We start from the raw sequence: 23,598 nt of genomic DNA on the forward strand, positions 1-23,598 counted from the left end.
CGCGTCGGGGCGGGCACCCGAACAGCGCCCGCCCCGACGGCAGATCACTTGGTCGGTCGGCCGCCCGTGACGCCCAGGATCTCGCCGGTGACGTAGCTGGATTCCTGCGAGGCGAAGAAGACGTACGCCGGGGCCAGCTCCGCCGGCTGGCCGGGGCGACCCTCCGGGGTGTCGGTGCCGAACTGCTTCACCTTCTCCTCCGGCATCGTCGACGGGATCAGCGGCGTCCAGACCGGACCGGGCGCGACCGCGTTGACCCGGATGCCCTGCTCGGCCAGGTCGGCGGCGAGGGCCTTGGTGAAGTTGGCGATCCCCGCCTTCGTGGTCGCGTAGTCCAACAGCTGCGGCGACGGGTCGAACGCCTGGATCGACGCCGTGTTGATGATCGCCGACCCCTCGGCCAGGTGCGGAATGGCGGCCTTGCACAGCCAGAACATCGCGTACAGGTTGGTCTTGAGCACTCGGTCGAACTGCTCGGTGCTGATTCCGAGGATGCCCTCGTCCTGCGACATCTGGTACGCCGCGTTGTTGACCAGGATGTCGATGCCGCCCAGGTCACGGACCGTCCGGTCGACAAGCTCCTGGCAGTGCGCCTCGTCGGTGACGTCGCCGCGGACCGCGATCCCCCGCCGGCCGGCGTCCTCGATCAGGCGGATCGTCTCCTGGGCGTCGGCGTCCTCCTCCTCGCTCAGGTACGAGATCAGCACGTCGGCGCCCTCCCGGGCGAACGCCAGCGCGACCGCCCGGCCGATCCCCGAGTCACCCCCGGTGATCAGCGCCCGTTTGCCGTCGAGCTTGCCGCTGCCCCGGTACGACTCCTCGCCGTGGTCCGGCTTCGGAGTCATGTCGGCGGTCGAGCCGGGCGGTGACTGCTGTTGTGCGGGCTGGCCGGACTGCTGGCCGTACTGGCTGGTGGGGTCCTGCTGGGTGTGCTGGTCCTCGCTCACCGATCTCTCCTCGCGCCGCGCGGGAAGCGGGGGCTGCCCCGCGAATGTCGTCCTGACCGCCGTACCCTGCGCCGGCCTGCGGAAACCGCAGCAGCACCTGGGGCTGGCGTGGCAGGAGTGTCCGCTGCTGGTTATGGTGCGCAAGGCGCTCACGAGGCGCGTCCACCCCCATGGAAAGGCACGTCATGACCTCTCCCTCCGGCCCGTCGCGTCGCCAGGTGCTCGTCGCCGCGGCGGCGGCCGCGACCGCCCCGCTGATCGCCGCCGCGCCCGCGCAGGCGGCCGGCGCGGCCCGGCCGCGCACCTGGGACCTCACCCTCCTGGGCACGTCGGACACGCACGGCAACGTCTACAACTGGGACTACTACCGCGACGCCGAGTACGACGACAGCAAGCAGAACGACATCGGCGTCGCGAAGCTGGCGACTCTGATCAACCAGATCCGTCGGGAGCGGCGCGGCAAGGCGACGCTGGTGCTCGACGCCGGCGACACCATCCAGGGCACGCCGCTGGCCACGTACTACGCCAAGCAGGAGCCGATCACCGCCACCGGGGAGAAGCACCCGATGGCCCGGGCGATGAACGTCATCGACTACGACGCGGTGACGCTGGGCAACCACGAGTTCAACTACGGCCTGCCGTTGCTGGACCTGTGGATCCGTCAGCTCGGCTTCCCGGCCCTCGCCGCGAACGCGGTCAACGCGAAGACCGGCAAGCCGGCCTTCCTGCCGTACGTCATCAAGAAGGTCTCCCTCGGTTTCGCCGCACCGACCCTGCGGGTCGGCATCCTGGGGTTGACCAACCCCGGTGTGGCCATCTGGGACAAGGGCAACGTTGAGGGCAAGCTGCGCTTCGACGACATGGTCGCGACCGCGGCGAAGTGGGTGCCGATCATGCGGGCCCGCGGCGCGGACCTCGTGCTGATCTCCGCGCACGGCGGTGACAGCGGCACCTCCAGCTACGGCCCGGAGCTGCCGAACGAGAACCCGGTGGCGTTGATCGCGCAGCAGGTGCCGGGGATCGACGCGATCCTCTTCGGTCACGCGCACAACGAGGTGGTCGAGCGGTTCGTCACCAACGAGCGGACCGGCACGCAGGTGCTGCTCTCCGAGCCGTCGAAGTGGGGCCAGCGGCTCACCCGGATGGACTTCACCCTGACCCGCGAGCGTGGCCGGTGGACGATCACCAAGAAGGCCGCCAGCATGTTGAACACCAACACCGTGGTCGAGGACCCGAAGGTGCTCGCCGCCGTGCGGGCCCAACACCAGAAGACCATCGCGTACGTGAACCAGGTGGTGGCGCAGTCCACTGTGGAGTTGTCGGCGGCGGAGTCGCGGTACAAGGACACGCCGATCCTGGACTTCATCAACCACGTGCAGACCGAGGTGGTCGGCGCGGCCCTGGCCGGCACCACGTACGCGGACCTGCCGGTGCTGTCGATCGCGGCGCCGTTCAGCCGTACCGCGGTCTTCCCCGCCGGGGACGTCAAGATCCGCGATGTGGCCGGCCTGTACGTGTACGACAACACCCTCGAGGCGGTCGTGCTCAGCGGCGCCGAGGTGCGCGCGTACCTGGAGTACTCGGCGAAGTACTTCCGTACCCTCGCGCCGGGCGCCCCGGTCGACCCGGAGCAGATCAGTGACCCGGCGGTGCCGGACTACAACTACGACGTGTTCTCCGGCCTCGACTACGACATCGACATCTCCAAGCCGGTCGGGCAGCGGATCACCCGCCTGGTGCTGTCCGGCACCGACACTCCGGTGGCGGACAACGCCCAGTTCGTGGTGGCGGTGAACAACTACCGGCGCAGCGGCGGCGGCAACTTCCCCGGCATCGTGAAGACCCAGGTCTACAACGCGCAGCAGGAGATCCGTCAGCTGCTCATCGACTGGGCGCAGGCCAAGGGGACGATCGACCCGGCCGACTTCTTCCAGCAGAACTGGCGACTGGTACGCGAGGGCGTGCCGGTCTTCTGACCCCAGCACATCGCGAACGGGCCGTGGGTGGCGACACCCGCGGCCCGTCGTGCGTTCTCAGCCCTGCACGTTCCAGCGGATCGGGTCCTCGGCCTCCTCCGGGCGGTCGCGCCCGGGGTCGGTCTCGGTCAGGGCGACGCGTTCGTCGGGACGCACCGCGAGCGGCAACTCGCCGAACCGCGCGTGGCGCAGGAACGCGTACTCGTCATCGGTGAACGGCTGCTCGGCCATCTGCACCTCCCACTCCCCCACCATTGTTCAGCGGCTGGGCCACCGGGCACCAGTGCGCGGCCACACCGCGTAGGGCATCCTAGGATCCTGGGTGAATAGAAGGAGCCCGGCGCGGGGCTGGCACCCGATCCAGCACCGCGAGGGCCGCCCGGATGGGCCGACGCCGCAGCATCTCGTCGAAGCTCGCCCGCCCCTGGCAGAACTGGACGAACATCCGCCAGCCCGGCGGCGTCGCCAGCAGGGCGTGGAACACGTCCGGGCGGCGGGTGAACACGCCCAGCAGCCGGAAGCCCGCCCGCATCTCCGGCACAAGCCCCTCGGCGACCGCCCGCTCGTACCCGGACAGGTCACCGGCCGCGACCGCCGCACCGGCCAGCCCACCGGAACGCAACGCGAAGCTGATGCCCTCCCGGCTCCACGGCTCCAACAGCCCCGCCGCATCCCCCACGACCAGCACCCGGCCGTTGCGCAACGGCGAGTCCTCCTCCCGGCACCGGGTCAGGTGCCCGGAGTCGTGCTCCGCCGGTAAGCCGGTCAGCCCCAACCGGTCCACGAACCGCCGCAGGTACTCCCGGGTCCCCTCCCCCGCGCCCCGCCCGGCGATCACCCCGACAGTCAACCGGTCACCCTTGGGAAAGACCCATGCGTACGACCCCGGCATCGCTCCCCAGTCCAGCAGCAACCGCCCCCGCCACCGCTCCTGCTCGGCCGGGGGCACCGGGATCTCCAGCTCCAGACCCAGGTCCACCTGCCGGTACCGGACCCCCACATGCCGGGCGGTCACCCCCGACGAACCGTCCGCCCCGATCACCGCGCGGGCCGCGATCGTCGTACCGTCGGCCAGCCGCAGGCGTACCCCCTCGGGGTCCTGCTCGATCGCGCGGACGGCGACCCGCTCCCGCATCTGCGCGCCCGCAGCGACCGCCGCCGCGCGCAGCCGGTCGTCGAACTCCTCGCGGCGCACCATGGTCACGACCGGGCTGTCGTTGCGGCGGGTGAACTCCCGACGGCCGTCGCGGGTGAACGTGACCCGGTCCACCCGGTCGTGCGCCGGCACCTCGATCCGATCCGCGACGGCCGCCAGGGAGGTGCCGATCAGGCCACCACCACAGGTCTTGTAGCGCGGATGCGCGGCTCGCTCGACAACAAGGGTGGAGACACCGGCGCGGGCAGCGGCGTGCGCCGCGGAGAGCCCGGCGGGGCCGGCGCCGACGACGACGAGGTCCCAAACGATCACGAAAGCAGCCTAGGGCACCACCGAAGGCCCGGACCGTTCGCCACAGCCGACACCGACCGCCCGATCGGGTGTGCATCTTCGGTCACCCAGGGGGTAACCCGCGCACGGCAGCCGCCGCACGACGGCGGACGAACGAAGGAGGAAGCATGCAGCAGGTGCAACTGTCGGAGGCCGAGCAACGCGTGTACCAGGCGGTCACCACCCTGGAGGCACGCGGGCAGGTGCCGTACCCGGACCTCATCGCCGAGGTATCAGGGCTGACCCAGGAGCAGGTGGACAGCCCTCTGCACCTGCTCACCGAGAAGGGCCTGCTGCACCGCGAGGACTCGCCGATGGCCGGCCTCGACTTCGGCCCCCGGTTCTGCGCCCGCCAGATGGCGTGAGGGCACCGAACAAATCCACGACGATTCGCCCCCCGATGCTCCGGGTAGCGATCAGCAATGCGTGATCGACGGCAACGGGGGGCGCGATGAGTGCGGCGCAGACGCCGCAGCCGGTGACGGCGGCCGAGAACCGACGACGCTGGCAGGCGGTCGGTGTCGGGTTGGTCGCCGCGTTCATGACGCTGCTCGACGTGAGCATCGTCAACGTCGCGGTGCCCTCCATCGACCGGGCGCTGCACGCGTCGCCGAGCGACCTGCAGTGGATCCTCTCCGGGTACGCGCTCACCTTCGGCCTGGCGCTGGTCCCCGCCGGCCGCTTCGGCGACGCACGCGGTCGGCGCAACGCGTTCGTCTTCGGCATCTCGCTCTTCACCGTGACCAGCGCGCTCGCCGGCCTCGCCACCTCACCGACGTGGCTGGTCATCGCCCGACTGCTTCAGGGTGCCGCCGCCGGCGTCGTCAACCCGCAGGTCATCGGGCTCATCCAGCAACTCTTCCGGGGGCCCGAACGGGCGCGCCCGTTCGGGCTGCTCGGCGCAACCATCGGAATCTCCACAGCGGTCGGGCCGTTGCTCGGCGGGCTGCTCATCGCCATCGGCGGCGAGGACCACGGGTGGCGGTGGGTCTTCTTCGTCAACGTGCCCGTCGGCATCGTCGCGGTGATTCTCGGCTGGCGTCTGCTGCCCGGCCGCCCCGCCGGTCAGGTCGGCTGGCATCGACTCGACCCCGTCGGTGTCCTGCTGCTCGGTGTGGGCGTCGTCCTCGTCCTGCTTCCGCTCGTGCAGGAGCAGCAGTGGCAGACCCCCTGGAAGTGGGCGCTCATCCCGGTCGGCCTGGCCGTGCTGGTCGTCTTCGGGCTCTGGGAGCGGCGCTTCGCACGCCGTTACGAACCCCTGTTCGACCTTCGACTGTTCAACCTCCAGTCGTACACACTGGGCTCGATCCTGGCGCTGGTCTACTTCGGCGGCTTCACCGCGATCTTCTTCATCTTCACCCTGTTCCTACAGATGGGTCTCGGTTACAGCGCGTTCATCGCCGGTCTGGCCATCACCCCGTTCGCCCTGGGATCGGCGGCTGCCGCCGTGCTCGGTGGCCGCGTCGTCAACCGCTTCGGCCGACCACTGGTCGCCATCGGTCTGCTCACCGTGGTGATCGGCCTGGCCGCAACTGTGGTCGCGCTGAAACTCGCGCCGGACGCCCCCGCGCCCTGGGTTGCCGCCGGTCCACTGCTCGTCGCCGGCATCGGCAGTGGGCTGGTGATCGCCCCCAACCAGACGATCACCCTCTCCGAAGTGCCGGTAGGGCAGTCGGGCAGCGGCGCCGGGATGCTCCAGACGGGTCAGCGCATCGGCGCCGCGGCCGGCATCGCCGCCGTCGGTTCGATGTTCTTCTCGTCGCTGGCCGACAGCCGCGGCAACTGGACCAGCGCCTTCGAGCGATCGCTCCTGCTGGCCACCGGCATCATCGTGCTCGCGCTGATCTGCGCGCTGATCGACATCGTCCGCACCCACAACCACCACAAGATCTGACACGGGTACGCCGCTGGCCGGCACCCCGGGTAGGGGTGCCGGCCAGCGGCGGGTCGTTCAGTGTTCGTGTTGGTATCAGTGTCAGCTGTTCCAGTGCTGGGCGACGAGGTCGGTGGCCTGCTGCTCCCACTGGGCGTAGGCGTCGGGGTACGCCGACACCTGCACCGTCTGCGCGGCGTCGGTCAGCGCCATGTCCTGCCACCCGTCAACCTGCTTGAGGCCCTTGAGGAACGCGGTCGTCGAGTAGGCCGGGTCGGTGATCTGCTCCGGCGTGCCCCAACCACTGGACGGGCGCTGCTGGAACAGGCCCAGCGAGTCATGGTCATTGGCGTCGCCGAGGTGGCCCAGGTTCTCCAGCTTCGACTCCTGCAGGCTCGTCGCGATCGAGATCACCGCGGCGCGCTCGGGCAGGCCGGCCTTCTTCGTCGCGGCGATGATCGCCTTCACGTTCGCGGTCTGCTCATCATTCAACGTGATCCGGGACTGCTCGCCCTGCGGCTTCGGTGCGGCCGACTGCACCGCCACCGCCACCGGCTTGCCATCCACCGGGTTGGCAGCGTGGGCGGCGATCGGGCCGGCGAAGACACCACCGACGAACGCGAGACCAGCAACAGACAGCACGCTCTTACGGAAGATCGTGTTCATGGGGGTAGCTCCTTCGGGGGTAGGAAACACCCGCACCGCCAATGGGGGTCGGCGACACAAGGGTGTGAGCACCTCGTCCGGCGCAGCATCAAACAAAGGGGAAAAGTCTTCGGGGAGATCGGCACCGTCAGGCCGGGGGGCTTGTGGGGGCCGGGTCGGCGACCTGCGAGCGGGGCTCGGGCGCCGGGGTCGGCGGCCTACGAGCGGGGCTTGTGGCGCCGGGTCCATGTGTAACGACCGGGGGTCGGGGGTCATTCCCCGGTGGGCCCACCCGCCGATGTCCGCTCGGGTGAAGCGGTGCTCGGGTGGTCGCTCGTGGGGACTGCAACGACCGGGGGCCCGGGGTCATTCCGGGGGCCGGGCCATTCCGGGGGCCGGGCCATCCCGTGACACCCGATGGCGCGGGGTGCTGCAACGATGTGGCCCGTGGCCGCATTCCAACCCCGCCACCAGCGGTTTCGACCCCGTGGGCGGGGCGGTGAGGCGGTGGTCCTGCGATCGTCAGAGTGTTTAACGACCCCGCCCCGGCCATCATTCCGACCCACCGGTGCGACCGGTCACAGCCCAGACCCCCCTGAAACGGACAAACTTGCGTCAGCCTGTCGCCGGCACCCCGGCACCCCGGCACCCCGGCACCCGCGACAAATCACCCGAGCCGGGCGTGATCCACTCGGGTTCACGGATGACGCGGTAACCGGGACGGGTTGACACCCCGACTTCAAGGAAACCGAGTCGATCAAAGAGGTCTCGCCTGCGCCGAGGCTGCTAAACCCGGACAAATGACCCCGGGCGGGCTGACGAAGAGCTGGCGCCCGTCGGAGTGGTCCGACGGGCGCCAGCTTCAGTGCGAACCGGGCGTTGCCCGGTGGTGCGGGTTAGTGCGCAGCACCGCCGAGGCGCTGGCGGCGACGCCAGGCCAGGGTCAGCAGCAGCATGACCGCTCCGGCGCCGACCAGGCCACCGCCGAGCTTCATGGGCGTACCCATGCTGTCACCGGTGACGGGCAGCGGCTGCTTCTTGTGCAGCACCCGCAGCTGCGTGCTGGCCGTGCGGCCGGACTCGCGACCGGTCGCGGTGAAGGTCAGCAGACCCGTCACCGACGGCTTGTAGCTCCTGGTGAAACGACCCTGGGCGTCGGTTCGCGCCGTGAAGGTCAGGGGCGCGCTCGCCTGGTGGGCCACCGGGGCCATGGCGACGGTGCTGCCGTCGCTGCGGCGAGCCGGAGCCTGACCGCCGGCCGGAGCGGCGAACGGGGTCACCGTCACCACGATGTCGACGGTCTCGTTCGGACCGAAGCCGGTGCCGGTCAGGATGACCGTCTCGCCGAGGTAGATCGTCGGCCGGTTGACGGTGAGCGACGCGGCGGCCGGTGGGTACGGCGGCGGCTGCGGCGGGTCAGTGGTCGCGGTCGCGCTGGGCGTCGGCTGCGGCTGTGCCGCCACCGCTGCCGTCGGCACGGCCACCACGGCCAGGCCGACCGTGAGCGCCATGATGATGCGGGATAGCCGCATGATTGGTTCCCTCCTACTGGTCACAGCTTGGTGCGGAATGAACTTGGGTGGTCCAGGGGCTGGCGGTGGGGGTCAGTCGCAACTCGGCCTGGCCGACGCCGGTCTTGGCCGTCAGCACGGTGACCTCCAGCGCCCTCTCGGCACCGGGGCCGACGTCGACGCTGGCCGTCGCCACCTGGCGGTGGCGTTCGGTGCCGCTGCCAAGCGCCGTCTCGGCCCCGTCTAGCCGGGCGTCGAGCACCGCCCCGCCGGCCGGGCTGAAGATCGACACCAACGTGCGGGCGGTGTACGGATCGCCGGCCAGGCCGAGGCCGAGGACCGACTCGCTAAGTCCGGACTTCGGCGCCGTCGAGCGCAGAGTCACCCGCAACCGGAGCTCACGGCGTCCGTCGGGTCGGCATTCGCCCACCGTGAGGTTCGCCGTCGGCCGCAGGTAGTAGCCGAGCTTCGCGCCGCTGCCGTCGTTGAGGAACACGCCGACGGTCGGCACGGTGTCCTGTTCCGGAAGCGTCCCGGCCATCCGGCTGTCGCCGAACGTCCGCTGTTCCTCAGGTCGGGCACTCCAGAACAATATCCGCCGTTCGGTGATAGCACGGTCAAATGCGGACAACAACACCCGTGGGTTGACATTCTTCTTGAAGAAGGCATCAAACACCGAGGCTGCTGACGAGGCGAAGAACTCGTCCTGCTGCTTCACGTTCAGCCGTTGGTAGCTGTCGTTGAGCAGGGTCTGCACGACCTTCTCGCTGGCGAGCGGGACCCCGCCGGGCACCAGAACCGGGCCGGTCGCCTTGAGCAGATAGGACAGCACCACCGGGTCCACGGCGAGCACACCGTCGACTGTGGTGCCCGTCTTACGGCGGAACATCTCGCGGTACAGCGCGGCCGCGGTCGGGAAGTGCGGGGAGAGATTGACGTCGGCCGGGTAGATGCCGGGCAGGTCGGTCCAGAGCGCGCGGGTCTCGGCGGGCAGCTTCAACGCCGGGGTGAACTGGCCGAGCGAGGCACTGCTGCCCTGCTTTCCCATCTTCACCTTGCCGTTCTCCGCCTCCATGATCGCGTACGCGCCGAACATGCCGCCGGTGGCGCGCAACTCGGCGAGGTTCTGCGAGACCAGCAGGTAGCGTCGCGGGCCGCTCGCGCCGAGCAGTGGCGGCAGCAGACGGGCTCCCTGGTCGGCGGCCGAGGTGAGGCTGGCCAGGCGGTCGATCTCGCCGCGCAGGTCGATCAGCGCCTGCCGGACCTGACTGACCAGACTCTCGGCGGGCACCGCGGCCAGGTCTCGACGCGTCCGCTGCACCGACTCGTCCGCGCGAGTCAGTTCGGCGGAGACGTCGCTGAGCCGGGCCAGGTCCAGTCGACCACCGGCCGGCACCAGGCTGGTCAGATCCGTCCGGAGCAGGGTCGGGAACGCCTGCCGGGCCAGCTCGTCGATGGCGATGGCGATCCGCCGGACGGCGTCGAGGTCGTCGCCTGCGATCGGGGTACGCCGACCGAGTTGCCAGCTCGGGTCGCCCGTCGCCTTCCGGGCCGCGCCCGACTGCGACTGCAGAGCGGCGAGCGTCCGCAGAGCCCGGTCGGTGTCCCCACCGACGACCTGGGCGCTCAACTCCCGAGCCAGACCGGCGGCGTTGAGCAGGTGGGCGCGCGCCTGCCAGCCGCGGAAGCCGACCCACCCGCCGGCCGCCAGCAGCAGCGAGCCGACCACCAGGGCACTGAGGAGGACACGTCGCAGTCGGGCACGCCGACGACGCCGGGACCGGCTCCTTCGCCGGGTCGGCCGTTCGCTTTCCGTCACACCACACTCCCGTTCGCGGAATCGGACAGATGGTCGATTCCCTGACGTTCTTAGCACGCGCCAGGGAGCTTCGTACCGTTATTGCGATTGTTGTCCTTTAGGCGAGGTTTCCTCGCGAGTTGCCGGCCGGCTCCGCGACTCGTCCTGCCGCCTCATGCAGCAGTCGCTCGATCCGGTCCACACCGGCGGGCAGCGACATCTCCCGCAGGTACGCCGCCCGGCCGCGCCGACCCATCTCGGCCCGGGTCGGCGGAGGAATGGTGGCGGCCAACCAGAACCGGTCGGCCAGAGCCGCCCAGTCCTCCGGGGGGCAGGAGAGCCCCGCTCTGGCTCGTTCGACAAGCTCGGCCGTGTCCCCGCCGGCCGACGCCACCACCGGTGCGGCACACGAGAGCGCGGCCTGGAGCTTGCCCGGCACCGTGCCGCGCAGCTCCGGAAGGTCACGCAGCATGACGAGCTGATAGTCGGCGGCGGCATACAGCTCGGGCATGTCGACGGGCGACCGTCGCTCCATGAAGCGGACGTTGTCCGCGCCCAGCTCGGCGGCGAGCCCCCGCACCCGCCGCTCTTCAGCGCCCGAACCGACCAGGACCAGATCCATCGTCCGGTCCAGTGCCGCCGCCGCCCGGACAGCGGTCTCCAGTCCTTGCCGGGCACCAATGGTCCCGGCGTGCATCACCACGCACCGGCCGTCCCGGCGAACCAGCTGACGGGCAGCCGCGCCGGGCGCCACCGGATGGAAGATCCGCTCGTCGGTCCAGTTCAGCACCAGTCGGACCCGGGTCGGGTCGGCGCCCGCGGCGACCACCAGGTCCCGCATCGACGGTGCGGCTACCGCGATCCGCGCCGCGGCCCGGTAGATCCGGGTCATCGCGCTGCCCATCCGCACCGCCCAGCGGCCCTCGCCCGTCTCGTCGACGCCGTCCGAGGCCCAGACATCCTGCACGTGCAGCACCGCCGGCACCCGGCCGAGCAGCCGGAGCACCCCGGCGGTGGCGAACGTCGTTGCCGGCAGTTGAAAGACGTAGAGCGCGTCCACGTCGCGGAAGTACCGGCGCGCGGCCAGCGTCGCGCTGCCGGCGAAAGAGAGGTAGCTGGCCATCCGGGTACCGGTGGACGCGGCACGCCCGGGGTAGCGCGGCACCCGTCGGACGGTCAGCCGTTCGCTGTGCGTCTCGTGGTGCCAACGCTGCCGCCAGCCGGGATAGACGTGCCCACCGGGATAGTCCGGAAAGCCGGTGAGCACCCGGACCTCGTGCCCCCGCGCGGCCAGTTCCTCGGCGAGGCTGCCCGGGATGAACGCCGGCTCGGGCGGAAAGTGGTACGACAGGATTCCGATCCTCACCGCAGCGCCCCCGTCCGGCGTGGATCGACGTCGACCGGCGCGGCACCACGACCGGCAGGCGCCCGGCCCGCGTACGATGCCGACAACCCCTCCCCGCGCGGCCTCCGGCGTCGACGCACCGCCCTCGCGGTGCGGACACCCGCGTCCGCACCGATGAGAGGGGCACCGATGGCTGATCGCGTGTTGTTCGTCTGCCACGCCAACCTGTGCCGGTCGCCGATGGCCGAGTTCCTGGCCCGCCGGCTGTTGGCCGACCGGCCCGTCACCGTGGCCAGCGCCGGCACCGACGCGATCGACGGGCTGGCGATGCACCCGTACGCGATGGAGGTCGCGGCCGACAGCGGCGCCGACCCGGCGGAGTTCCGGACCCGGGGGTTGCGTCCCGAGTACCTGGCCGACGCGACGCTGGTGCTGACCGCGACCCGACGCCAGCGCTCGGTCTGCACCGCGCTGACACCGGCGGCGCTGCACCGGACGTTCACCGTGCGCCAGTTCGGCCGGCTGGCCGCGGCGGCCGAGCCACTCGACGGATCGAGCGACGACCCGTTGGGCGCGGCGATCGCCGCCGCCGCCCAGGCCCGGGGACGGCTGCAACCTGCCGCCCCCGAGGCGGACGACCTTCGGGACCCGATCGGCGGCACCGCCGCCGACTTCCGACGCTGTGCCGAGGAGATCGAACGGTCGCTGCGACCCCTCGCCGCGCTCATCGGGGCAACCGGCTGAGTTCCTGGGTGTGGTCGGCGACGCCGTTGACCCCGTCGGTGGTCGCGACGTGTCTGCCGGACGCGGCCCGGTCGGCCGGCACCGACGCCTTGGGCGTCGAGGTGACCACCCGGTAAGCCTCGTACTGGTACGCCTCGGCCTTGGCCACCTTCGCCATGTTCAGCACGCAGCCGAGCAGCCGGACCGAGACCGAGTGCAGCGAGCGGGCCGCGGCGGCCACCTGGGTCCGGGAGGTACGGCCCTGCTGGGTCACCAGCAGGGCACCGTCGGCCTGCACGGCGACGACCACGCCGTCGGTCACCGCGAGCAGCGGCGCGGTGTCGATGATCACGATGTCCGCCGACTCGCGCAGCGCCAGCAACAAATCCGACATCGCCTTGGAGCCGAGCAGTTCGCTCGGGTTCGGCGGGGCCGACCCGCTGGGCAGCACCAGGAGCGACTTGTCCCCCCAGCGCTGCACGACATCACCGACCTGCACGTCGCCGACCAGCACGTCGGTGAGACCGACACCGGCGTCCAGGCCCAGGTAGTCGTCGACCTTCGGGCGGCGCAGGTCCGCGTCGACCAGCAGCACCCGCCAGCCGGCCTCGGCGAGCGCGATGGCCAGGTTGCAGGAGAGGGTGGTCTTGCCCTCCCCCTGCAGGGCGCTGGTCACGGCGATGACCCGGGCCGGCTCGTGGACATCGACGAAGCGCAGGTTGGTCCGCAGCTTGCGAACCGCCTCGGCACGCGCCGAGGTCGCGGCCTCGCCCACGATCAGCGGCGCGGTGCGGGCGCTGGCCTCGAACGGGATCTCGCCGAGCAGCGGGCTGCCGGTGGCGCGTTGCAGGCCCGCGGAGTCGCGCAACCGTACGTCGGCGATGCCGCGCAGGATCGCCAGGCCGACGCCGAGGAGCAGCCCGATCAGGCCGCCGAGGGTGAGGTTGCGGACCGGCTGCGGCGAGACAGGGTTGGCGCTCACCCGAGGGCCGCTGACCACTTCGATCTTGATCGGCGCCTTACCTTCGGGCGTCGTCTCGACCTTCTGCACCAGTTCGACGAACTTCGCGGCCAGGGACTCCGTCACCCGCAGCGCGCGGGTCTGGTCGGTGTCGGTGACCGACGCCCGCAGCAGAACCGTGCCGGTCTCGGTCGAGGTGGTCACCCGGCGCTGCACCTCGTCCGCGGTCAGGCCCACCGGGGTCTCGGCCACCACGCTCTGCGCCAGCCGGTCACTGCTGAGCAGGTCGGCGTACGACTTGACGCGCTGCTGGAGGAAGAGCCCGCCCTGGTAGGCGTCGCTGATGCCCGAGTTGGGGGTGGTGACGAAGAAGGTCACCGAGGCGACGTACCGGGGTTGGGCCCGCACGGTCAGGAACGCCGAGACGCCCAGAGCCACCATGATCGTGACCAGCGGTACCCACCAGTGCCGACGCACGTGACGCAAATGGCGGAGCAGGTCCATCAGGAGCGCCTCCGTGCCGGTCCGGTTACGCCAATAAACTTCACGAAAACCCCCAAGGTCGTCTCTAAACTCGTGAAACCATTAAAGCCGTTGGTGCGCCTTATGTCCGGAGTTATGTATTTTCCGCTTGTGCGATGTGCATCCGGATGACCAACCCGAGAAACGCCCATTCGGCAGCGGCGACAACGAGGAAAAGGTCGAAAGCCGATCAGGTCGCGTCCGATCGGCCCAGCGTTCGCCGCCCGACGCGAAGCCGGATAGGGTCGGTGGCGGTGTGCCGGGAAGTCTGGTCGGCGAGTGGATTCCTGCCGTCCTGACTCCCGAGGTGACCCCGCACATGACCTCCCGCACTCCGCCGTCCGAGCAGCGCCCGCCGAGGGTCCGGCTGTTCTCCCGCTCGTCCTGGCCACAGGCCCGACACCTGGCCGACGTGCTGCGTACCGAGACCGTCGGCGGGGCGCTGCTGCTGCTCGGTGCCGTGATCGCGCTGATCTGGGCAAACTCCCCCTGGTCCGACTCGTACACCCGGCTCGGCGCCTGGGTGCCCTGGCCCGGCGGCGCGTGGGCGCACCTCGACCTGAACCTGGCCACCTGGGCGGCGGACGGCCTGCTGGCCGTCTTCTTCTTCGTGGTGGGTCTGGAACTCAAACGGGAGTTCGTCGCCGGGGAACTGCGCGACCCGCGCCGGGCGGCGCTGCCCGTGGTGGCCGCCCTCGGGGGAATGCTGCTGCCGGCGCTGATCTACGTGGGGGTCGTCCTGAGCGCCGGCGGGGACGGGTTGCGCGGCTGGGCCATCCCGACCGCGACCGACATCGCCTTCGCGCTGGCCGTGCTCGCGGTGGTCAGCTCACACCTGCCCCAGGGCCTGCGCGCCTTCCTGCTCACCCTCGCCGTGGTCGACGACCTCTTCGCGATCACCATCATCGCGGTCTTCTACACCGCCGACTTCCAACCTCTTCCGCTGCTCGCGGCGCTGCTGCCGATCGGGCTCTTCGCCCTGCTGGTGCAGCGCGGGCGCACCTGGTGGTGGGCGCTGATCCCCCTCGCGGTCGCCGCCTGGGCGCTGATGCACGCCTCGGGTGTGCACGCGACGGTGGCCGGTGTCCTGCTCGGTTTCACGGTCCCGGTGCTGGCCCGCCGCGGAACGGTGGCTGGTGGCCAGCCGGCCGCCGCGTCGGACGAGGGCGGGCTCGCCGAACGCCTGGAGCACCGGTGGCGCCCGGTGTCGGCCGGCTTCGCGGTGCCGGTCTTCGCGCTGTTCGCCGCCGGGGTCACGCTGCGCGGCAGCGACCTCGGCGCCCTGCTGACCGACCCGATCGTGATCGCCGTCGTCGCCGGCCTGGTCTTCGGCAAGAGCATCGGCATCTTCGGATCGACGTACCTGCTGGCCCGATTCACCCGCGCCGAACTGGACGAGGACATCAGCTGGTCGGACCTGCTCGGGATCGCACTGCTGGCCGGCGTCGGGTTCACTGTGTCGCTGCTCATCGGCGATCTGGCCTTCGGCGCCGGCAGCGCGACCGACGGTCGGGTCAAGGTGGCCGTGCTGCTCGGGTCGGTGATCTCCGCCGGCCTGGCCGCCACGGTGCTCGTCCGCCGCAACGCGACGTACCGCCGGGTGGCGGAGCGGGAGCGGCTCGACGCCGACGGCGACGGTGTACCCGACGTCTACCAGCGACCCGCGGGCGCTTGAACGGGTGGCCGCGCGGGCCGGCGAACGGCCGACCCGCGCGGTGTGCCGCCTGAGCGCCGTACGACGGACCTCCGGTCAGCGACGACGACCGGCGGCCGGCGGCTCCTCGGTCTCTAGGTATTGATCGTCCCGGCCGCAGGGTGCCGGGGATTGTCGCCCGGACCACGGCGGTGGAGCGCTCATCGCCGCACCGAGCAGTTGCCGCAGGGCGATGATCGCCACCGCGCCGGCCAGACCGCTCCAGCCAGGGTCGCCGGCCAGCCGCAGCAGGCCGGCCGCGGTCAGCAGGTCCAACAGCAGCCGTACGCCGGTTCGCAGCACCCCGGTGCTGAGCACGGTGACCACCCCGACGACCAGGGCCAGAGCGGTGACCGCCGTGAGCAGGAGGCCCATCACCGGGAATGCTCCCCCTCGGCCACCTGGCGCTGCTCCTGACGGATCTCGCGGCCCAGGAAGTAGTTCAACGCCGTTCGGATCGTGGCGATGGCCGCCAACTGGCCGATCTGCTCGAACGACGGCGACACCGCGGTCCGCAGCACGTCGGCCGCCAACTGGAACTCCAGGCCGAGGGTCAGAAACCGGCCGAGCGAGAGCCGGATCGGCGTGAAGAGGGCGGCGGAGCGGTGTCGTAGTCCCTCGACCACGAACCGCACCGCCGCCCAGACCGCGCCAACGAAGATCACCAGTGCGCCGGCCACCTCCACCACAGCCACCAGCACCTGGTCGCCCTGACGCAACAGCTCGGCCGGCTCCACCCCGGGCCGTTACCCGCCCTCGGGGCAGCTAGTCGACACTCAGGTCAGCTCGTTCACCGCCTCCAGGATCAACCAGAGACCGGAGATGGCGAACAGGATCGCGGCACCGTACTTGATGGCCTTCTCCGGCAGCCGGCGACCCAGCATCCGGCCGACCAGGATGGCCAACGCGTCCGCCGCCACCATGCCCAGCGTGGAGCCGAGCCAGGTGCCGAACCAGCCGTACTTGGTGGCGAGCGTGATCGTGGCGAGCATCGTCTTGTCACCCAGCTCGGCCAGGAAGAACGCCACCGACACCGCCACCAGCGCGGTCTTGCTGGTCTTCTCCGCCTTCCGCTTCTCCTCCTCGGTGAGCTTGTCCCCGCGCAGGGTCCACGCGCCGAAACCGAGGAACGCCACTCCGGCCACCAGGGAGATCCACTCGGTCGGCAGCACCGCCCCGAGACCCGCGCCGATGGCCACCGACGCCAGGTGCACCACCGCCGTGGCGATGGTGATGCCGATCAGCACCGGGATCGGCTTGAACCGCGTGGCGAAGGTCAGCGCCATCAGCTGGGACTTGTCCCCCAGCTCGGCGACGAAGATGACGCCGAAGCTGACGACCAGCGCGGCGAAAAATCCCTCCATGACGTCCTTCCCGCTCATGCCGGGAGGAGGTACAGGGGCGCCCTCGACCCGGCTGCAACAGCCTGAGTCGAAGGTCTCGCCCGCCTCGGAGACCGAGGCCGCGTGGCCGGATGCGGAACGCACCAGTATGTCGACCACGACATTGGGGGCTACTCCCCTTCGCCCGGTCAGCCTATCCGATCATCGGAGGGCCGTTTCCAGGCGGGTTGACAGGCTCACCGGGCTCGCGCCAACGTGACCCCGAAGAGCCCATCCGGGTCGGTCCAGAACTCCGTCGTCTCGAAGCCCGCAGTGGCCAACTCCGCGGCGATCCCCTCCGGGTGGAACTTCGCCGAGACCTCGGTGCGCAGATCCTCCCCGGCCGCGAAGTCGACGGTCAGGCCCAACACCCGCACCCGCATCGCCCGGGTCGCCCGCAACCGCATCTCGATCCACTCATGGTCCGGGTCCCAGAGGGCGACGTGTTCGAACGCCGCCGGCTCGAAGTCCGCACCCAACTCACGGTTGATCACCCGCAGCACGTTGCGGTTGAACTCGGCGGTGACCCCGGCCGCGTCGTCGTAGGCGGGCACGATCACCGACGGATCCTTCACCAGGTCGGTGCCGAGCAACAGCCAGTCGCCGACCTCCAACGCGGCGCGCATCGCCGTCAGGAAACCGGCCCGCTCGGCGGGCAGCAGGTTGCCGATGGTGCCGCCCAGGAAAACCACCAGCCGCCGGCCGCCGGTGGGCAGCCGGTCCAGTTGCCGGGTGAAGTCCCCCACGATGCCCCGAACCCGCAGGCCCGGATAGTCGGCGGCGATCTGGGCGGTGGACCCCCGCAGCGCGCTGACCGACACGTCGAGCGGAACGAACGTGCCCAGCCCGCCCTGACGGGTGAGGGCGTCCAACAGCAGCCGGGTCTTCTCCGACGAACCGGAGCCCAACTCGATCAGGGTCTTGGCCGAGGTCAGCGCCGCGATGTCGGAGGCCCGCTCGGCCAGCACCGCCCGCTCGGCCCGGGTGGGGTAGTACTCGGGAAGTCGGGTTATCTCCTCGAACAGCTCACTGCCCCGGGCGTCGTAGAACCACTTCGGCGGCAGCCACTTCTGCCCGGCGCTCAGCCCGGCCCGGACGTCGTCGCGCAGGCCACGCTCCAGATCGCGCTCTTCGAGGTAGATCTCCAGCGGTTCCGCGGTCATCGGTTCGCCTCTCTGCTCGATCAACTCTGCTCGATCAACCGTTGCGTGCCCGACCGATGCGACTCACCGGGTCGGCAGGGGACGTGTCCGCACCTCGTCAGCGGTGGCGACGACCAGATGCCCCTCCGGCACCGCCCGCCACCCGGGATCGTCGTCGTGCGGCTCCGAGGCGAGCAGCACCGAACCGGGCCCCTCGCGGACCGACAGCGCGTGCCCGGCCACGCTGGCCACCGCCCGGTGACCGTCGGTGAGCAGCAGGTTGAGCCGCGATCCGGGGGCGGCCGCGGCGACGTCGGCCACCGTCTGCCCGACCGCGTCCGCCGGGTCGTCGCCGGCCCGCAGCCGATGCCGCACCAACGCCCACAGCAACGCCGAGTCGGTGGCGGCGTCCAGGGTGAGCAGGTCACGGACCGGCAGGTCGGCCGCGAGTGGCACCACGGTGTCCGGCCAGCCACGAACCACCCCGTTGTGGCTGAACAGCCACCGCCCCTCGGCGAAGGGCGCGGCGGCGCCGTCGAGCACCGCCATCCCGACGGTGGCCGAGCGCACCGCCGCGAGCACCGCACCGGAGCGGGTCACCGACGCGAGCTGGGCGATGGTCGGGTCGCTCCAGATCGGCTGCGCCCGCCGGTAGCGCACCGGCTCACCCTCGCCCGGGTACCAGCCGACGCCGAACCCGTCAGCGTTGATCGTGCCGCCGCCGCGCATGTCCCGGGGCGCCCAGGACTGCCGCACCAACGAGTGCGAGGGGTCGAACAGGACCTCGGCCAGGGTGACCGGCGGCCCCAGATAGGCAAGGTGACGACACATCAGCGCGCCCAGCCCGCCGGGCCGCCGACAACGCAGTGGATCACCGGTGCGACTCGTCGGGCCGGGCGTCGCGGGCGCAGCGGAAACCGCTGAAGATCTGCCGGCGGATCGGATAGTCCCAGTTGCGGAAGGTGCCCCGGCAGGCGGAACGGTCGGTGCCGAACGAGCCGCCCCGCAGCACCCGGTAGTCGCCACCGAAGAAGACCTCCGAGTATTCGCGGTAGGGAAACGCGGTGAAGCCGGGATGCCCGCCGAACGTGCTCGACGTCCACTCCCAGACGTCACCGATGAGCTGGTGCACCCCCAACGGCGACACACCGGCCGGGTACGCGCCCACCGGCGCCGGCCGCAGGTGACGTTGGTCGAGGTTGGCGTGCGCCTCGGTGGGGTCGTCGTCCCCCCAGGGATAACGGCGCGAGCGCCCGGTCGCCGGGTCCCAACGGGCCGCCTTCTCCCACTCCGCCTCGGTCGGCAACCGCTTACCGGCCCACGCCGCGTACGCCTGCGCCTCGTAGAAGCACACGTGCACCACCGGCTCGTCGGCGCGCACCCGGCTCCACCGGCCGAAACGCTGGTAGGACCATTCGTCGCCGTCCCGACGCCAGTGCATCGGCGCCTCCAGCCCATCCCGGAGCCGATGCGCCCAGCCGGCCGCGCTCCACCAGCGCTGATCGCGATAGCCGTCCTCCGCGATGAACGCCGCGAACTCCCCGTTGGTGACCGGGGCGGCGTCGATGACGTACGCCGGGAGGTCGACCCGGTGCGCCGGACGTTCGTTGTCCAACGCCCACGGGTCGGTGTCGGTGCCCATGGTGAACTCCCCGGCCGGCACCAGCACCTCCCCACCGACCCGCACGGACGGCTCCGGCGGCGGCGGGGCGTGCAACACCGCCGGCCCCGAGCGCAGTTGATGGGTGGCGAGCATGGTCTCGTCGTGCTGCTGCTCGTGCTGCACGATCATGCCGAACGCGAACCCGTCGGCGACCAGCGGCCGCTCGGTGAAGGTCACCGCGTCGAGCAGATCGTGCACCTTGTCCCGGACGGTGCCCAGGTAGGCACGCGCCTCGGCGGGCGGCAGCAGGGGCAGCGCCGGGCGGTCCCGGCGCGGCTGCTTGAACGCGTCGTACAGCTCGTCGATGTCGCACCGGACCGGCTCGCGGCCCCCGACATCGCGCACCAACCACAGCTCCTCCTGGTTGCCCACGTGGGCGAGGTCCCAGACCAGCGGCGACATCAGCGGAGAGTGTTGGCGCATCAGGTCGGCGTCGTCGACCACCTCGGTCAACAACGTGGTGCGGGCACGGGCGCGCGCCAGCTCCACCGCGATCCGCTCGCGCAACCGCTCGCCGTCGACGTGCCCCATGGCGCCGGCGGGCACCGCGTCCCCCTTCACACTCACCGCGTCCCTCTCCGTTCGCGACTGCGGGGCTCGCAACCCCGGCTCACTACTCGCGCTCACCGCCTCCCCTTCCGTTCGCGACTGCGGGGCTCGCAACCCCGGCTCACTCCTCGCGCTCACCGGTCGTCTCCCCTCTGGGCGGCGGCCAGCCGCCCTCGTACGCCTCGCTCGATGTCGTCGTGGGTGCCGGCCGGCAGGTCCAGCCGGGGCAGGGTGGTCAGCGCCAGGTCGAGCAGGGCCGCCGCGGCGGCGGCCAGCGCGGCGTCGGCCAGACCGTGCCGGGCGGCAGCCGACCAGCGGTGCGCCACCGGCGCGGCGATCGCGTACGCCCCGCGCAGCGTGCCCGGGTCGTGGAAGAGGGCGCTCAGCACCGCCAGCGGGAGCCGCCAGTCCCGGTCGGGTTGGGCGTCCAGGTAGCGCAGCTCCAGGTAACCGCGCGGCCGCACCGGCGGAAAGAGGGTGCTGACGTGGTAGTCGAGGTCATCGGTGGTGGGTGGTTCCGGCAGCGCGCCGTCGAGCCAGTCGGCGAAGGTCACACCGGCCGGCGCGGTCCAGTCCGAGCCGTCCCGACGCCGGCACAGCAGCGGCGCGGCCAGCACGTACCGGATCCAGGCGGCGGTCGGGTCCTCATCGGCGCGGCCCGGCGTCCAGACCGGGCGGGTGCGGGCCGGGTCGATGGCCAGCCAGGTGGCCATCCGGGCGGAGGCCCAGCCGGTGCGCCGCCCGGCGTGTCGGGCGGCGGATGCGAACGCCGCGAGCAGCGGCGGCCCGACGGCGTGGGCCGCGGCCCAGCGGTCAGCGACCTGGTCCGGCTCACCGGCGTCCAGACAGACCTGGAGGCCGGCGGTGCTGTACATCATGGTGCGGCCGGCCGGACCGCGCCGGTCGAAGGCACCGCGCATCGCGCGGTAGCGGGGAGTTTCCAGCACCGGGCGGGGCCGTCGGTGTGGGTCGATGCCGCTGCGGCCGAGAATCAGCCCGGCGGTGGCCAGCAGGTCGGTGACCTGGGCGATGTCAGCCTCGGTGGCTCGGATCAATGCGGCGGTCGAGGCGCGGGGCGGGGTGGAGATCTCCAACTGGCCACCCGGCTCCAGGGTCACCATGCCGCCGTGCCGCAGAGGCTCGGAAGGGCTGGTGGGATCCAGTGTGACGGGGCTGTGCCGCCCCAGCGCCGCCCGCAGCCTTGTCGGATCGACGGGGCGGACGGGGTCGGCGGCGTCGTGCACGGTCCATTCCAGTTCGACGCCGGTGTGTGTCGGTGGACCGGTCTTGAAGCAGATCCGGGCGAGGTGCCGGCCTGCGGCTGCGGACTCGCGCAGAATGGCGCTGCGGTCCAGCTCGGGCGACGTCACCAACGGTCAGGCCCCCTCTCGTGTGCCGCCTTCGCGACACTGTGCCACCGTAAACCCACCCACCGACACCGTCGGGGGCATGCACGGCGCCACCAACTTCTGTCTAACAGACGAATTTCCGACGCAGGGCGGAACCGACCGCCCCCGGCCGCCGGCCGATCACTGCGGGGTGGGGCGGCCCGTCGGTGGAGGTGGCGGGCTGACCTTCGCCGGTTCCGACCGCTTCTCCTCGGGCACCAGCCGCCGGCAGTACTCCTCGACCTGGCCGGCACTGCCCGCTGCCGTCACCAGCCTCTCGTAGGCCGGCGTTCGCAGCGCCTTGTCCCGCTGGTCGGGCTTCTTGGCCAGCCAGGCGCGGCACAGACCGTGCAACGACCCGCCAGGCGCGGTCTGCGCCGATGGTGTGCCGGGGGCAGATGGCGTGCCGGGCGACGGCGGGCGGGGCGACGGGGTGCCGGCCGACGGGGTGCCCGGGGAGGACGGCGATCGACTGGGCTCTCCGGACCGGGGAGAACCCTGGCCCGGGGTTGGTGACGTGCGGGTCGGCTCCGGTGCGCCCGGGTCGGGCACCCAGTCCTGACTGACCGCGGCGAAGGCCGCACCCGCCGTCGCGGTGACGGCCACCGCACCGATCCAGGCCGCCGCGCCAGCCGTCAGACGGCGACCGCGCGGCCGGTGCGGCACCGGCGGCGTCGGGTCTGCTCGGGCCGCCAGGAACGCGGCAACGGCCGCGTCCTCGCCAGCCAACTCTCGCGGGAGGCCCGGGCCGGCGGCCGCGGCGAGCAGCCGCGCCACCGGCTCGGCGGGGGCGGACCCCGGGACGGACGTCGAGGGGGTGTGGGCCTGGCCCGGGGCGGTGTCGGAGCTGCCGTGGGCGGAGTCGAGCAGCCGGTCGGTTTCGGCATGGTCGGCCCGCCGGAACGGGTTCATCGGAAATCCCCTCACGTCAGCCGTCCGCCGGCTCGGTGTGCGGTGCCCGCAGGGCTGGACTGCTGGCAGGGCGGGGCGCCGGCACCCCCTCGACACCGACGGACAACCCGGCCGGGCCCTCGCGCTCCAGCAGTGCCGCGAGCCGCCGCAGGCCTCGGTGGGCGGCGGTCCGAACGGCACCGGCCCGACGACCCAGCACACGGCCCGCGGACCCCGCGTCGAGCCCGATCACCGCCCGCAACAGGACGGCTTCGGCCTCGCGGGGAGGCAGGGTCGCGATCAGCGCCAGGGCGGTCTCGGTGCCGATTGTCTCGCTGGCCCCCTCGGCGGTGTCCGCGTCGCTGGCGAGGTCGGCGAGCGCCTGCACCGGGACCGGAAGTGACGGGCGGCGGCGCATTCGGCGCAGGTGGTCCATCGCCCGGTTGCGGGCGATGGTGACGGTCCAGGCGCGGAACTCGCCGCCGGTGAAGCTGGGCAGGTCACGGGAGATCTGCAGCCAGGTCTCGGAGGCGACGTCCTCGGCGTCCGCGCCGACCAGCGCGGTCAGATAGCGCAGCAGGCCCGGCTGGAGGCTGCGGTAGAGGAAGCGGAAGGCCTCCTCGTCCCCGCTCTGTGCCGCGCCGACCGCTTCCGACAGGTCGCCGGTCATCCGCAACCCGTGCACTGCCCGGGGCACGTCGGCCCGATCCGCCGGGCAAAGGCAGACCACGCGGTACGAGAGGACCCGCCGACCAACTCCCGCACCCGCACCGCCCCCCGCCGATCTGATCGCGCCCGCTACCGGAAGTGGCCCGGGCGGGACGTCCGGGGCCGACGCCAGGGTGGGCGACGCGGCACGACCGCACGCCGAGATCGCCGGGCGGGCCCGAGCCGGGCTAACGCTAGGAGGGGGACCCCCGACGAGCAAGTCGGCACCGTGTCACGGAAGAGTGACAATTATCAACCCGGCGGGACGGCGCGTTGCCGTAACAGGCAGTCGCCAGGAAGTGCGCTCTGTGCCCGACGGCGGAATTTTTCGACCATCCAGCGTTCCCATGCCGAAAGATGTCAGTTTTCGTCACACCCCGTCGCGGCCCGATCAC

Annotated in this window: 22 protein-coding genes; 5 read left to right on the forward strand and 17 right to left on the reverse strand. The window is 71.5% G+C overall.

The features are described 5' to 3' along the window. Nucleotides 1-44: 44 nt before the first annotated feature. Entirely contained in the window at nucleotides 45-947 is a 903-nt protein-coding gene (locus CLT68_RS22410; protein ID WP_099853712.1) for an SDR family oxidoreductase, read from the reverse strand. 185 nt (nucleotides 948-1,132) lie between these two features. On the opposite strand from CLT68_RS22410, the gene CLT68_RS22415 reads away from it, so the two are divergent. Next, nucleotides 1,133-2,923: a 5'-nucleotidase C-terminal domain-containing protein gene (locus CLT68_RS22415; protein ID WP_099853714.1), complete on the forward strand. Its 1,791-nt coding sequence runs from the start codon at nucleotides 1,133-1,135 to the stop codon at nucleotides 2,921-2,923. A 57-nt stretch (nucleotides 2,924-2,980) separates the two neighbouring features. On the opposite strand, the gene CLT68_RS33420 is transcribed toward CLT68_RS22415, so the two are convergent. Together CLT68_RS33420 and CLT68_RS22425 are read right to left on the reverse strand one after the other, a co-directional pair. Continuing rightward, nucleotides 2,981-3,154 (reverse strand): hypothetical protein, encoded by a 174-nt coding sequence (locus tag CLT68_RS33420; RefSeq protein ID WP_199177120.1) that lies wholly within the window; start codon nucleotides 3,152-3,154, stop codon nucleotides 2,981-2,983. Nucleotides 3,155-3,233: 79 nt separating this feature from the next. Continuing rightward, nucleotides 3,234-4,391: a geranylgeranyl reductase family protein gene (locus CLT68_RS22425; RefSeq protein WP_099853736.1), complete on the reverse strand. Its 1,158-nt coding sequence runs from the start codon at nucleotides 4,389-4,391 to the stop codon at nucleotides 3,234-3,236. Between the two features lie 146 nt (nucleotides 4,392-4,537). On the opposite strand from CLT68_RS22425, the gene CLT68_RS22430 reads away from it, so the two are divergent. Next, on the forward strand, nucleotides 4,538-4,774 hold the full coding sequence (locus tag CLT68_RS22430; RefSeq protein ID WP_088948267.1) for a hypothetical protein: 237 nt from the start codon (nucleotides 4,538-4,540) through the stop codon (nucleotides 4,772-4,774). Between the two features lie 86 nt (nucleotides 4,775-4,860). Then, entirely contained in the window at nucleotides 4,861-6,303 is a 1,443-nt protein-coding gene (locus tag CLT68_RS22435) for an MFS transporter (protein WP_099853738.1), read from the forward strand. 81 nt (nucleotides 6,304-6,384) lie between these two features. Here CLT68_RS22435 and CLT68_RS22440 read toward each other — a convergent pair whose 3' ends face one another. The 4 genes from CLT68_RS22440 to CLT68_RS22455 form a co-directional block, all read right to left on the reverse strand. Beyond that, the gene (locus tag CLT68_RS22440) at nucleotides 6,385-6,948 is read right to left on the reverse strand and encodes a hypothetical protein (protein WP_099853740.1); all 564 of its coding nucleotides are present in this window, start codon (nucleotides 6,946-6,948) and stop codon (nucleotides 6,385-6,387) included. A gap of 875 nt (nucleotides 6,949-7,823) precedes the next feature. Further along, on the reverse strand, nucleotides 7,824-8,459 hold the full coding sequence (locus CLT68_RS22445; RefSeq protein ID WP_099853742.1) for a hypothetical protein: 636 nt from the start codon (nucleotides 8,457-8,459) through the stop codon (nucleotides 7,824-7,826). 13 nt (nucleotides 8,460-8,472) lie between these two features. Further along, entirely contained in the window at nucleotides 8,473-10,257 is a 1,785-nt protein-coding gene (locus CLT68_RS22450) for a DUF4012 domain-containing protein (protein WP_099853744.1), read from the reverse strand. Nucleotides 10,258-10,354: 97 nt separating this feature from the next. Then, nucleotides 10,355-11,602: a glycosyltransferase family 4 protein gene (locus CLT68_RS22455; RefSeq protein ID WP_099853746.1), complete on the reverse strand. Its 1,248-nt coding sequence runs from the start codon at nucleotides 11,600-11,602 to the stop codon at nucleotides 10,355-10,357. Nucleotides 11,603-11,770: 168 nt separating this feature from the next. Here CLT68_RS22455 and CLT68_RS22460 point away from each other — a divergent pair, with 168 nt between their 5' ends. Next, on the forward strand, nucleotides 11,771-12,325 hold the full coding sequence (locus CLT68_RS22460; protein WP_099853748.1) for an arsenate reductase/protein-tyrosine-phosphatase family protein: 555 nt from the start codon (nucleotides 11,771-11,773) through the stop codon (nucleotides 12,323-12,325). Here CLT68_RS22460 and CLT68_RS22465 read toward each other — a convergent pair. After that, entirely contained in the window at nucleotides 12,306-13,769 is a 1,464-nt protein-coding gene (locus CLT68_RS22465; protein ID WP_099853750.1) for a tyrosine-protein kinase domain-containing protein, read from the reverse strand. The two genes, CLT68_RS22460 and CLT68_RS22465, sit on opposite strands and share 20 nt — an antisense overlap. Nucleotides 13,770-14,106: 337 nt before the next feature. Here CLT68_RS22465 and nhaA point away from each other — a divergent pair, with 337 nt between their 5' ends. Then, on the forward strand, nucleotides 14,107-15,462 hold the full coding sequence (nhaA, locus tag CLT68_RS22470) for a Na+/H+ antiporter NhaA (protein ID WP_099853752.1): 1,356 nt from the start codon (nucleotides 14,107-14,109) through the stop codon (nucleotides 15,460-15,462). 75 nt (nucleotides 15,463-15,537) lie between these two features. Here the strand turns inward: nhaA and CLT68_RS22475 are convergent, their stop codons facing one another. The 9 genes from CLT68_RS22475 to CLT68_RS22515 all read right to left on the reverse strand — a co-directional run bounded on the left by CLT68_RS22475 (nucleotide 15,538) and on the right by CLT68_RS22515 (nucleotide 23,165). Beyond that, the gene (locus tag CLT68_RS22475) at nucleotides 15,538-15,855 is read right to left on the reverse strand and encodes a hypothetical protein (protein ID WP_099853755.1); all 318 of its coding nucleotides are present in this window, start codon (nucleotides 15,853-15,855) and stop codon (nucleotides 15,538-15,540) included. Next, a complete protein-coding gene (locus tag CLT68_RS22480; protein WP_099853757.1) occupies nucleotides 15,855-16,217 on the reverse strand; it encodes a DUF1622 domain-containing protein in 363 nt (120 codons plus the stop codon). The genes CLT68_RS22475 and CLT68_RS22480 overlap by 1 nt, the downstream gene beginning before the upstream one ends. Before the next feature lie 39 nt (nucleotides 16,218-16,256). Continuing rightward, nucleotides 16,257-16,844, reverse strand: a complete 588-nt coding sequence (locus tag CLT68_RS22485) for a TMEM165/GDT1 family protein (RefSeq protein WP_099853759.1) — start codon at nucleotides 16,842-16,844, stop codon at nucleotides 16,257-16,259. A 215-nt stretch (nucleotides 16,845-17,059) separates the two neighbouring features. After that, a complete protein-coding gene (gene egtD / locus CLT68_RS22490) occupies nucleotides 17,060-18,025 on the reverse strand; it encodes an L-histidine N(alpha)-methyltransferase (RefSeq protein ID WP_099853761.1) in 966 nt (321 codons plus the stop codon). 63 nt (nucleotides 18,026-18,088) lie between these two features. After that, nucleotides 18,089-18,835, reverse strand: a complete 747-nt coding sequence (egtC, locus tag CLT68_RS22495) for an ergothioneine biosynthesis protein EgtC (protein WP_099853762.1) — start codon at nucleotides 18,833-18,835, stop codon at nucleotides 18,089-18,091. A 40-nt stretch (nucleotides 18,836-18,875) separates the two neighbouring features. Beyond that, nucleotides 18,876-20,198 (reverse strand): ergothioneine biosynthesis protein EgtB, encoded by a 1,323-nt coding sequence (gene egtB / locus CLT68_RS22500; protein ID WP_099857487.1) that lies wholly within the window; start codon nucleotides 20,196-20,198, stop codon nucleotides 18,876-18,878. 152 nt (nucleotides 20,199-20,350) lie between these two features. Then, complete coding sequence (gene egtA, locus CLT68_RS22505) at nucleotides 20,351-21,589, reverse strand: ergothioneine biosynthesis glutamate--cysteine ligase EgtA (protein WP_099853764.1); 1,239 nt, start codon at nucleotides 21,587-21,589, stop codon at nucleotides 20,351-20,353. A gap of 156 nt (nucleotides 21,590-21,745) precedes the next feature. Continuing rightward, a complete protein-coding gene (locus tag CLT68_RS22510) occupies nucleotides 21,746-22,516 on the reverse strand; it encodes a hypothetical protein (protein WP_099853766.1) in 771 nt (256 codons plus the stop codon). A gap of 16 nt (nucleotides 22,517-22,532) precedes the next feature. Next, nucleotides 22,533-23,165, reverse strand: coding sequence for an RNA polymerase sigma factor (locus tag CLT68_RS22515; RefSeq protein WP_088948283.1), 633 nt, complete (start codon nucleotides 23,163-23,165; stop codon nucleotides 22,533-22,535). Nucleotides 23,166-23,598: the final 433 nt, after the last annotated feature.

It is taken from the genome of Micromonospora sp. CNZ299, from assembly GCF_002754415.1.